Annotated in this window: 11 protein-coding genes; 10 read left to right on the top strand and 1 reads right to left on the bottom strand. The window is 54.6% G+C overall.

The genetic code is table 11. The annotated features are described in order from the left end of the window. Positions 1-75: 75 nt before the first annotated feature. The 5 genes from ACHZB8_RS15260 (at position 76) to ACHZB8_RS15280 (ending at position 4,857) form a co-directional block, all read left to right on the top strand. Complete coding sequence (locus ACHZB8_RS15260; RefSeq protein WP_316861569.1) at positions 76-273, top strand: heavy-metal-associated domain-containing protein; 198 nt, start codon at positions 76-78, stop codon at positions 271-273. A gap of 218 nt (positions 274-491) precedes the next feature. Continuing rightward, positions 492-2,189: a hypothetical protein gene (locus ACHZB8_RS15265; RefSeq protein ID WP_316861570.1), complete on the top strand. Its 1,698-nt coding sequence runs from the start codon at positions 492-494 to the stop codon at positions 2,187-2,189. A 240-nt stretch (positions 2,190-2,429) separates the two neighbouring features. Beyond that, positions 2,430-3,926: a sigma-54 dependent transcriptional regulator gene (locus ACHZB8_RS15270; RefSeq protein WP_316861571.1), complete on the top strand. Its 1,497-nt coding sequence runs from the start codon at positions 2,430-2,432 to the stop codon at positions 3,924-3,926. Positions 3,927-4,063: 137 nt separating this feature from the next. Beyond that, a complete protein-coding gene (locus ACHZB8_RS15275) occupies positions 4,064-4,330 on the top strand; it encodes a hypothetical protein (RefSeq protein WP_316861572.1) in 267 nt (88 codons plus the stop codon). 38 nt (positions 4,331-4,368) lie between these two features. Further along, positions 4,369-4,857: a GNAT family N-acetyltransferase gene (locus ACHZB8_RS15280; RefSeq protein ID WP_316861573.1), complete on the top strand. Its 489-nt coding sequence runs from the start codon at positions 4,369-4,371 to the stop codon at positions 4,855-4,857. Positions 4,858-5,050: 193 nt separating this feature from the next. Here ACHZB8_RS15280 and ACHZB8_RS15285 read toward each other — a convergent pair whose 3' ends face one another. Then, positions 5,051-5,713 (bottom strand): EF-hand domain-containing protein, encoded by a 663-nt coding sequence (locus ACHZB8_RS15285; protein WP_316861574.1) that lies wholly within the window; start codon positions 5,711-5,713, stop codon positions 5,051-5,053. 729 nt (positions 5,714-6,442) lie between these two features. Between ACHZB8_RS15285 and ACHZB8_RS15290 the strand changes: the two genes are divergently transcribed. From ACHZB8_RS15290 to ACHZB8_RS15310, 5 genes are all read left to right on the top strand, one after another. Next, the gene (locus ACHZB8_RS15290; protein WP_316861577.1) at positions 6,443-7,210 is read left to right on the top strand and encodes a response regulator; all 768 of its coding nucleotides are present in this window, start codon (positions 6,443-6,445) and stop codon (positions 7,208-7,210) included. After that, positions 7,207-8,847: an ATP-binding protein gene (locus ACHZB8_RS15295; RefSeq protein ID WP_316861579.1), complete on the top strand. Its 1,641-nt coding sequence runs from the start codon at positions 7,207-7,209 to the stop codon at positions 8,845-8,847. The genes ACHZB8_RS15290 and ACHZB8_RS15295 overlap by 4 nt, the downstream gene beginning before the upstream one ends. Before the next feature lie 314 nt (positions 8,848-9,161). After that, positions 9,162-9,674 carry a GNAT family N-acetyltransferase gene (locus ACHZB8_RS15300; protein ID WP_316861580.1) on the top strand — a complete coding sequence of 171 codons (513 nt, stop codon included), beginning with the start codon at positions 9,162-9,164 and terminating at the stop codon, positions 9,672-9,674. Between the two features lie 222 nt (positions 9,675-9,896). Beyond that, positions 9,897-11,270, top strand: coding sequence for a SulP family inorganic anion transporter (locus ACHZB8_RS15305; protein ID WP_316861582.1), 1,374 nt, complete (start codon positions 9,897-9,899; stop codon positions 11,268-11,270). A 163-nt stretch (positions 11,271-11,433) separates the two neighbouring features. Continuing rightward, the coding region (locus ACHZB8_RS15310) for an AAA family ATPase (protein WP_316861584.1) at positions 11,434-11,670 on the top strand (237 nt) is incomplete at its 3' end.

Genomic DNA, 11,670 nt, shown 5'->3' on the forward strand with positions numbered 1-11,670 from the left:
TGCAAATCTAAATATAGTTTTCGCACTCAACATTAATCGAAGCAATTCAAATTGCCAGCGAATAGAGGCCGAACAATGATTAAACTCAATGTAAAGGAAATGATGTGCGGTGGCTGCGCCAAATCGGTAACAGAGGCCATCAAGGCGGTCGATGCGGACGCGGATGTCAGCGTCGAGCTTGAAAATGGCTCTGTGTCGGTTGCCTCCAGCGCCGCACCGGACGCCATCCGCAATGCCATCGAGGAGGCAGGCTTTCCCGCAGAGCTTGCCTGAACAAGAGCATCTGAAGAGCGGCATCTGAACAAACCGGGTCTCAATGAAACGAACCTGAGCCGCCTCCCCTTTTTCTCAATGGAATCAACTATCGCAACCAGCGCGGCCCCTTTTTGGACCGCGCTGTTGTTTTTGCACGCCCTGCGAGCAACGGCCATTGCAACTGTCATAATCCTATTGCAGGATAACCTGGACAAAAGGCAAGACCGGGGACGGGAATGGCAAGAGCAGGGAAGACGAGGCAAGAGACTGACAAGGAGCCGTCACAAGAGGCAAATGCGGGTGGAGGCCATCGCCAGGGAGGCGACAAAGGTGGTGGCGGCAGCATCATCAGCTTCACCACGGCCTTGCAGATCTATGCGGCGATCATCATTGCAATTGCAGTTGGCATTTTAACGCCCATAAAGCCTGAAGGCCCGATTGCAGTCTGGATTGCCGTGGCGCTGCTGCTTTTCATTTTTGTAATCGCCACCTTGGGCCTTGTTGATCGCGACAAGTTATCAAGCTGGGTTGGCGAGCGGGATAATTTCAAGCCGCTTTATACCCATCGGGTGCGCTCGTTTGACAAGGCCATCTCGCGGATGATCGAGCCGGAGAATGGACGCGAAGCTCCCAAACCGAAAGGCTGGCTTGCTCGCTTTTTCTGGTATCAGGACCCGAAAGCGCATGGCAAACGAGAGGCTTTGCGATTAAGACGCGACGCCTTTTCATGGCCGGTGATGGACGTGGCCCTCAAGCTAGCAATCATCTATCCGCTCTATTTCCTGCTGTTGCAATGGGCGATCACCAATGAACCAACGGGGATTGGAGAGTACAAACCCTTATTGCCTGCCGAGTGGCATTGGCGCCTCGTATTTATGGCCACTCCTCTTTTTCTATTTTGGACTGAATTATTTCCTTCAAGCAATCCAAATAAACGTTGGAAAAGGCTTTGGGAAAGTCTTTATGGCGCTACAGTTGCAGCATTCATAATAGTTTCAATAGCTTTTATAAACGAGTTCTCAGGCCAAGAAGCATTTGTCAGCGTAATCGTTGGTTTAATCGTATTTTCAGTTATATTTAAAGGTTTAGTTATAGGAGTATGTACTGGTATAACAGCTATCGCGTTTGCAGGCATAGTCACTAACACACTCTCAGATCTCAGCACAATATCATTTGCGTCTGTTGGTACATTTACCATCGCCCCCGCATTTGGTTATTTGATCTGGCGCAAAAATAGCAAACTTACTTACTTTTTAATATGCATATTGGGAATGATTACAGGAGTTTTAGCGATTTTTTTCTTGTCCCAATATGCACACTTCCAGTCAAGACAAGTTTTTGTCTTTGCGATTTGTATCCTGCCCTTGGTCAATGCGGTGTTTGACTATTTATCCTATGGCACCACGCTTAGCCTATTGCGCGCCGGGCTCAAGGGTGGCAGATTTCCCACCCTTGTTTATGGCTTGATGGATATTGGCCTGGCGCTTGTCTATCTGTTTGGTCTGTCCTTAACGCTTTGCCTGATCATTGCAGGCATCAACGCCCTTTCTGTCCATCCGTTCCTGCCGCTGGGTGAGCTGTTGCAAGATTTGGGTGATTCAGAAAAACGAGGAGGCTACGCATGGCTTTATGTCAGTCTGCTGAGCACTCTTGTGCCCACCAGCTTTCATCTTTGCATTGTCCTTGTGAGCGCCACCACATGGCTGCCGATGCCGTGGAAAGCATTTTTCAAGGAGAAAATTCAGCGTCCCCGCAACGAGTTTGACACCGCGTTGGGGCTTGGTGGTTTCTCCCTGTTCTTCACGCTTTATCTGCTCATTCTGATCCTTGCGATCATGGAGCTCAGACCTTGGATCATTGCCAATTTCAAAGACGGCCCCATGTTCCTGCTCGACACGGTTTCTTGGGCATTGCACCTGATGCATATCCTTTAACAAACGACTCTGGCACCTGTCTTTGCTCTTTGAATTCTGCATTCGGAACTCAATAAAGCTGGCTTATTGCCCCTGCGTTCGGAGTTTTCTCAATAGTTTACACACCATAGTTTAGCGGATTTTCGCAAATTGCGGCAAAAAGGCGCGGTAATTATCGCCATAATCGGAAATGACAAGACTTTGTTTACCCTGTTTGCGCAACATGGCAGCAGAAGAGAATTCAATAGGGGTGCAACCATCATGTCATCAGGACACGCGGATCCAAATTCAGTCCGCATCGCAGTTGTCAGTTCTGATCCCACTTTCCGCCGCGTGATCAATGATCAGCTCTCGGGCCTTCTAGAGGAAAAGTTGGACCAGCCATGTGATTTTCAGATGTTTGACGACAAGGCTCCGGCCAGTTTTTTGATGGAGCCAGCCTGTGCCCTGATCACATTTGACGGGGATGAAGAGCTCAAGCTTCTGTCGCGGCTCGCCTCGCGCCATCCCAACATGCTGTTGCTGGCTCTCAGCGAAAATGGCTCGGTTTCGCGAGCTGTTGCGGCAATGCAGGCCGGGGCGCATGATTTCATCGCCCGTCCGGTCTCTCCCGAAGCGCTCAGCCATCGCATGAGCGAGATGCTTGCCGACCATCGCCCTGCCCCGCATAGCGAGCCCTCAAAGACGCAACAGATGTTGTCCCAACGGGGATTTGAAATCAGCGGCAGCAGCAATGGGCGCGCAACGCTCACGCCGAAAAGCGAAGTGATGCGCGATTTCGAAGGTTTCATCGGCAAGTCTCCGGCCATGCAGGGGGTCTATGACCAGATTCTGAGGATCGCCAATTCCAAGGCCCCGGTTTTCATTACCGGGGAGTCGGGGACTGGCAAGGAAGTCTGCGCCCAGGCGCTGCATACGCGTTCCTCGCGCAAATCCGGCCCCTTCATTGCCATCAATTGCAGCGCAATTCCGGCCGATCTCATGGAATCGGAAATATTCGGTCATGTACGCGGAGCCTTTACCAGCGCGGTGGATGACCGCACCGGCGCAGCCGAGCTGGCGGACGGCGGCACCCTGTTTCTTGACGAAATCGGCGAAATGCCGCTGGATCTGCAAGCCAAGCTGTTAAGGCTCATCCAGACCGGCAGCCTGCGCCGGGTCGGAGGCTCGAAGGAAATCAAGCTCGACATCCGCTTCATTGCCGCGACCAATCGCGATCCGCTCAAGGAAGTGCGTGCCGGGCGGTTCCGAGAAGATCTTTTCTATCGCATGCATGTCTTGCCGATCCATCTGCCGCCCCTGCGCGAGCGGGCCGGTGACATCATGTCACTTGCCTCCAGCTTCCTTGCCCAATATGCCCGCGAGGAAGGCAAGAGCTTCTCGATGTTCAGCTTTGAAGCCGAGCAGATGCTCAAGGCCTATCGCTGGCCGGGCAATGTGCGGCAGTTGCAGAATATCATCCGCCGCCTCACCGTGATGTTTGACGGTGCGGTGGTAGAAGCGGAACACTTGCCGGACCTGTTGCAGCGGGACGAGGGATTTGATCAGGATCTTGATCAGGCGATTGTTGAACTGCGTCAGATCGGCTCGGCCATGTCAGAGATGATTCAGCCATTCTGGCAACAGGAGAAGCAGATCATTGAAGGTGCTCTCAGCCATTTCGACGGAAATATTTCCCGCGCCGCCGCAGCACTCGAAATCAGCCCTTCGACCATCTATCGCAAACGCATGAGCTGGGCGCAGAAAGATACCGCTTGAACAGATCAAAAGGCAAGCAACCCACATTGGTTGGGGAGACTTCCCCCTCCTGAGAGCTGTTGTTAAGGATAACATCTCGACAGACGGGGCTGTTATCTTTATGAGTCGGCTTTATTAGGTTCCAAAGAGACGTGCGAATGATTTTCTGTGTTCAGGGACGGGCCAGTGAAGCCCCGAAACCACCGCAAACGCAATTGCAGCGCCGCAACTTCATTGTGGCGATTGAGAGCGAGCATGCCGGTTTCGCTCGCGAAGAGGCCAAGAAGGTTCTGGAAAAGAACGGCTACAGCTTTGTCACCGTCGTGCGGGTGCTGACCGTGACGGGCAATGTCGAGGATCCGGCCATTGCCGAGATCGTCGATCAGGCAAGACGCAACGGTGTCGGCATAGCAATCTATCGCTAGATACGCCCCAAATCTCATTTTCGAAGGCCCGTTTCTCCATGAGTTTCAGCTATATCCGCCCAGCAACCGACGAGGATGGCCCCGCCATTGCCCGGTTGATCACCGGAATTTTCAAGGATTATGAAAACTGCCATTTCGTGGATGAGGAATATGCCGAACTTGCCCATCCGGCCAGCTACTATGCTGCCATGGGAGGTCAAATCTGGGTGGCCGAGGAAGATGGCGAAATCGTCGGATCACTCGCCATTGCCGAAAGCCTCACGCCGGGCGTGTTCGAGCTGTTCAAGGTCTATGTGTCCAAAAAGGCACGTGGACAGGGGCTGGCTTGGTCCATGTTCAATCTCGCAACGGATCTGGTAGACAGCCGCAATGGCCACTCCATCCGCTTGTGGACCGACACGCGCTTTGTCGAAGGCCACCAATTTTACGAGAAAATCGGTTTTCAGAAAATTCCGGTGCTGCGTTTCCTGGGCGATCTGTCTAATTCCTGGGAATTTGCCTATCGGCTGGACGCAAAAGACCACTGACGCTGTCCTCACAGAATCCATCCAGTATATGGGCCATCCAGCATGCGGGCGCTTCAATGCGAGCCCCTCAACCGATCGAGTGGCTGCGAGCCCTTTGGCTACGGCTGAATCAGGCCTGACATGACAAGCCCCGCGATTGGTTTGCCAACCGCAGGGTTTGATGTCTTGGGCAGGATTTGTGACGTGTGAGATATTATTGGGCTTCAGGAGCAGGAGCAAGAGCTGGAGCCGGTGGGGTATTTGGCTGCATGAAATATCCACGGCCGCCGAATTTGCCACCACGTCCGATCATGTCGCTCTGGTCGATCTTGCCGTCCTTGTTGGTGTCACGGAAGGTGAACATCATTTCGACAGGGGCGGTGACTTCCTCAAGCGTGATCTTGCCGCTGGCGTCACGGTCCATATGCTGGAAAGCGCGAACCATCATCGGCTGGGTCAGTTTGAGCCATTCAGCCTTGAATTCTTCAAGAGACACGGACTTGTCACCATCGGTATCATTTTCGGTGATTTTCTTTTCAAGACCTGCGGTCAGTTCTTCCTTGGTCAGAGCACCGTCGTTATTGGTATCGAACTGTTGCAGCATCATGAAGCCGCCAGCCTGAGGGCCACCTGCGCCCATGAAGCCACCAGCCATGCCCATGCCGCCCATTGGACCCATCTGACCCATCTGGCCACCGCGTGGACCTCTGTTGAAGCCGGCTTTACCGCCGCCACGTGGACCATTCCAGTTCTGACCCTGGCCCTGACCCTGCTGGTTGTTCCAGCCCCAGGCTGAAGCGCTGTCAATGGTGAGGGCGGTTGCGGAAACACCGGTTACGAGTGCCAGTGCAAGTGCGATTTTCGTTGCGTTTTTCATCTCTCTTTGTTCCTCTAACTATTGCTTACCAATTCCACATTGGCGTCTGATCAAAGTTCATTGTTACGAAGGATGATCGTTGAGATCTCCTCCTTGTTTTCAGACGAAGCTTCACACCCAAACGTCTCCGCGCTGATGAGTTGAATATAGAAGCCGATTGTCGCTTTTCTTTGCCGAAAAACCTGAATTTTGTCTCGTTCTGTGTCAACTTCAGGCCTTGATACATACCGTTACAATTTAGGTGAAAAACTTCGCCGAAATTCAGAAAAAACCTGACTTCCCAGTGTGTTTTCCGCTTGCAAGAAACAACCCCGTCGACGGATATTCCGTCGGCGGGGTCTCTGCGGGGGTAAAGGGAGGTCAGAAACCGTTCGAGGATCACAAGAGCGAGAAGAGAGTGTCGTAGATTTCTCCTCAGGCACCCGTCGACACACGAGCCTTTGTGTGTTCTGATCCTCTAGAGTTGCTCACAAGATAGGGATTGTTTTTCAAAGGTCCATGGCAGATTTGCATCTCATTGTCACTCTGTGTAACAAGTTCGCGGATCGTTACACTTGGATACAATTTCCCCCGTTAGTGCTTGAAAAATCTCGCCTATCTTTCTAGACAGCAACAAAATTCGTGCTATCTAATTTATAAGTCAGGATTGATGAGATCCCGCTGATGTGCAATCCGGATAGCTGGCGGGAACCGAGGCCGTAGCTGCTTTCAAGAATGGAGAAGTCTGACATGGAACAATCAGCACATATTCTGGTGGTGGACGATCATCGGGACATTCGCGAGCTGTTGTCGAAATATCTAACACGCAATGGCTTTCGCGTGAGTGATGCCGATGGCGGGGTCAAGATGCGTCAGGTGCTCAAGACTGCGGCAATCGATCTGATCGTTCTGGATGTCATGATGCCCGGAGAGGATGGGCTGACACTGTGCCGCTCCGTGCGGGAAAATGAGAATATTCCGGTGATCCTGCTCACGGCCCTAGGCGAGGAAACCGATCGCATCATAGGGTTGGAAATCGGTGCCGATGACTATCTGGCCAAACCGTTCAACCCGCGCGAGCTGCTGGCGCGGATCAAATCCGTTCTGCGGCGCAGCCAGCTGATGCCGCGCGAGGCGCAAAAGAGCGAAGAGCCGGAAGTCCTGACCTTCGATGACTGGACCCTCTATGTCCATCAGCGCGAGCTGGTGAGCCCTGGCGGCGTAACCGTGCCTCTCAGTGCCGCAGACTACCGGCTGCTGGTGACCTTCCTCAAACGCCCAACCATGGTTCTGTCCCGCGATCAGCTGCTTGACCTGACGTCGGGCCGGACAGCCCAGATTTTCGATCGCTCGATCGACAATCAGGTTTCGCGTTTGCGCAAGAAGATCGAAGAGGATCCAAAGAATCCGAAGATGATCAAGACCGTGCGCGGCGGTGGCTATGTCTTTACGGCAAAAGTCACGGGCAAAGTCGAGGATGCAGAGATCGATGTCTCCGACGAGGAGGATGATCTTTGAGCCAGCACCCCCCTTCAGAGACAGACGTGAAGAGCGGGCGCGGGGCAAAGCGCCGCCCGTCTCGTGCCTTTCATCTCTGGCCCCGTTCGCTCGGTGGCCAGTTGATTGCTGCCCTGTTGCTGTCTCTGGTTCTGGCCCAGACGATTTCGATCATGCTGTTTGCAATCGAGCGCAACAGCATCACGATTGTCGCGACCAGAGGTCAGGTGCTGGATCGGACCGCCTCTGTGGTCAGAATGCTCAATCAGACAGATCCATCCATTCATGAGCGTTTCATCCGTGCGGCTGAAGGGCCTGACATTCTATTCTCGCTTGAGGACAAAACAGATCTGTCCCTGCCCAAGTCCGGCTCAACGGAGGCGGATCTGGCCGATAGGCTGGAACGGCGCGCGGGCATCGATGCCAATACGGTCCGGTTTGGCAAACTCCGAACCATACCCTTTGGTCTTCTGAAATCCGACGAGGATGAGCAAAAGGTGCCTGATCAGTCGACTTTGGCCCCTCAGTCTTCTGCCGCCCCTCCCCCGGTGTCTGCAAAACAACCGGTTCGCCCGGACAGTGGCCAGAATGGCGGCATGGCCATGCGGGGCCCTGACGACAGCGAGATGGACATGACAGAGGATCGCCCTTTCCGCTGGCGCAACTGGAAGGATAGTGAGCGGCACCCCATGCGGCGCTTCAAGGATCGCACACTGACTGCCTGGGCGCAGGACATGAAGGTCGCCGTTCCGCTTGACAGCGGTCAATGGCTGGTCGTGCGCACCGGTATGCCTCGGCCACCAAGCACATGGGGTCGCCCTTTCCTGGTGTCGATGATTGTGACTGCCATTTGCATCATTCTGGTGGTCATTCTGGTTGTTCGCAAACTCACGGCCCCCTTGCGCGAGCTTGAAAGCGCCTCTCACAAGTTGGGGCGAGGCGAAGCCATCGAGCCTCTGGAAGAGAAGGGCCCGCAGGAAATCCGGGGAACGATCATCGCCTTCAATGCCATGCATGACCGTCTGCTGCGCTTTGTGCAGGACCGGACGCGGATGCTGGCCGCGGTGAGCCATGATCTTCGCACTCCGATTACGACCTTGCGCTTGCGCACCGAATTCATCGAGGATGATGAAATGCGCGAGAAGCTGCAAGAGACGCTTGAGGAAATGCAGGCAATGACCGATGCCGTGCTTGCCTTTGCGCGCGAGGATGCCAACACGGAGGAGACAAAGGAAGTCAATCTTGCAGCCCTGCTCTCTTCAATGGCCGAGGACTATCAGGAACTTGGCAAGGATGTCAGCTTCGACGGCCCGGACAATCTGGTGCTGTCCTGTCGGCAAGTGAGCCTCAAGCGGGCAATCCGGAACCTTACCGAAAATGCCCTGCGCTATGCGGGCAGTGCAGCCCTCTCGCTCAGTTCCACCGAAAAGCAGATCAGGATCGAGATCTGCGATGATGGTCCGGGCATTCCGGCGGACAAACTCAATGACGTTTTCGCCCCCTTCTTCAGAGTGGAAGGCTCGCGCAATCTTGAAACCGGCGGTGTCGGTCTTGGTCTTTCCATCACGCGCACCATCATTCGCAGCCATGGTGGCGACGTGACCCTCAAGAACCGCAAGGAAGGAGGCCTCAGGGCTTCAATCATCCTGCCACGCTAGGGGTTTGCTTCGCGCTTTCAGGTCTGGAATTCCCCTTATGCGCAGTCCGGAAAGGCAATCCGGGCCGACGTCATCATTTTGTCATCGAATTGACCTCATAACCGGCCCCAATGCCCAAGCGTAATCCGCGCCAGCCCGTCAGCGTCATCAAGGATGCATAACAGGGCGCGCGGCATACGAAAAAAGCGCGTTGGGGGATAAAACCGGCACCGGCGAACCATCATCCTTTGCCAGCAATCCCCCTTCAGCGCATTATGGCATTGCCGTTCGATGGGCTCTGCGTATGGGCCAATGCAGGAAGAGGGAAAGAAAACATGATACTGAAATTTCGTCTGGCCAAACCCGAGCAACTCTCCGAGATCCGTTCCCTGTTTCTGAAATCCATGGGCTATATCGCAAACCGAATGGGCTTTGAGCAGCCGAGCGAAGCCTTTTCCAACATGGGCGACTATCAGAAAGACCGCAATCTCTATGTCTTGCAAGAAGATGGCGGCAAAATTCTCGCGGCCGCTGCGATGAAGGAAGTTGAAAATGGGCTATATATCGATTTCCTGGCGGTGCGGGTGGATCATCAACGCACGGGTCTTGGCCGTCGTATGCTGGCCGAGCTGGAAATGCTGGCGGAATCGCGCGAGCTTTCACACTTGCGCCTTCACACCCCCGAGGTGATGGACGAATTGATCCGATATTACCGGACCCATGGCTTTGCCGAAACGCATCGCGCCCCGCCTGCTCATGGCCGGGATCAGGTCAATCGGGTGCATTTCAAGAAGACTGTGACCTTGGCAGATCATGCGATGGACCCCGAGCATGAGCACGACCGGTAGCCCCCCTCCATCGTCTATCTTTCCAATTGGCACTTCTACTTATATCGTCATCCAAACTTAGATCGGCTCCAGTTTTCTATCCATGATCATCGTCTTGGGGCGTAGCCCTATGCCACTGATGCTTCACAATTTTGCATGGAAGCCCAGCGACAAACAGGCTTGTTAAGCTCCTTTATTCACACTAGGCATAAGGGTCTTTTCTCTAATTCCTCCATTACCATCATGCGTCAGCCAAAACTTGTCACGACCAGCAAAAACTATAGCTGGGAGCTCTTCATTTCTGATTGCCTCGCCGGGCTTACCGTCGCCATGGTCGCGATGCCGCTCAGCCTCGCCATTGCGATTGCCTCGGGCGCAGATCCGGGCAAGGGCCTTGTGACGGCGATTATCGGCGGATTTTTCATTTCCCTTCTGGGCGGAAGCCGGGTGCAGATTGGCGGGCCAACCGGAGCCTTTATCGTCGTCGTGTTCGACGTCATCGCCACCCATGGCTATGACGGACTGGTGATATCGACCTTCATGGCCGGGATCATTCTGGTTTTCGCGGGCTATTTCCGTATCGGTCGGCTGATTGCCTATATTCCCGAGGCTGTGGTCAATGGCTTCACCATCGGCATCGCCATTATCATTGCCTCCAGTCAGCTCAAGGATTTCATGGGGCTGAACCTGCTCTCCGTGCCTGCGGACTTTGCAGAAAAGATCCCTGCCCTTTGGGGTGCACGGGACAGTTTCAATGGCGCTGCCTTTGGCATTGCCGGGGTTACGCTGCTGCTGATCGTCCTGTTGCGCCGGGCCTTTCCACGCTTTCCCGGACTGATCGTTGCCGTTGCGCTTGGCTCGCTGCTGGTCGCCTCCTTCGGACTTTCTGTTGAAACACTCGGGTCGCGCTTCGGCGCTTTGCCACAGATGTTGCCGATGCCGTCTTTGCCTGATATCAGCCTTGCCCGCTTCGGCGAATTGCTGCCTTCGGCACTGATCATTGCCTTTCTGGCCGGGGTCGAGTCCCTGCTTTCGGCAATGGTTGCCGACCGCATGATCGATGGCAATCATCGCCCCAATGCGGAACTGACCGCGCAAGGCTTTGCCAACATCGCCTCGGCTCTGTTTGGTGGCCTGCCCGCGACCGGAGCCATTGCCCGCACCGCGACCAATGTCAAGGCAGGTGGCAAGACACCGATTGCAGGGATCGTGCATGCGATTGTCATTCTCTTGGTGATGCTTCTGGCAGCGCCTCTGGCCGGATATCTGGCCATGCCTGCCCTTGCGGCTCTCTTGATGGTAACAGCATGGAACATGAGCGAGCCGCACAAATGGAAAAGCTACGCACAGGGCCGGATTTCCGATATCGTGCTGCTGGTGCTCACCCTTGTGCTGACTGTGCTGGTGGATCTCACCGTTGCCATTGGTGTCGGTGTTGCCTTCGGCCTGGCCCTTCGCTGGTGGGTGCGCAAACAGGAGAGCAGCGACTGGACTGTTCCGGAACGCTCTTGGACCGCGATGCAGGAAGAAGGCGAGCAGCCTCTTGCTGACGAGCCCTTTGCCGGTCAATTGGCGGATCAGGTCAATCCCGCCCCGGCTGCTCCCTCAGGCAGTTGATCGGGGTCCCCAAGCCGGCATTGTCGGCAAGCCGTATCATGACAGACCATGGCCTCCCCTTTTCAAGGGCGGCCATGTGCTTCCCTGCCTCGGGATTGACAAGCGCGAAAGGCAATGAGAGAAGAGGCCAACGGCTCACTTTCACACACAGCGCTTGTTTCCCATGCCCTTTTTCCGATTGCCCCGCCTTGTTCTGACCGGCCCTGAAAGCTCCGGAAAGTCCGTTCTTGCCGAGGCTCTATGCTCGCATCTGGACGGGGTTCTGGTCAGGGAATATCTCAGAGACTATTTCGAACTCAATGGCAGCCTGTCGCTTGAAGATGCCCTGCCGATCGCACAGGGCCAATGGGCCAATGAGGATCGGGGTGCCGAAGAGGCTCTTGAAAAAAACAGGCTTCTG

The organism is uncultured Cohaesibacter sp. (genome assembly GCF_963556055.3).
In the GTDB taxonomy this organism is placed as follows: Bacteria; Pseudomonadota; Alphaproteobacteria; order Rhizobiales; family Cohaesibacteraceae; genus Cohaesibacter.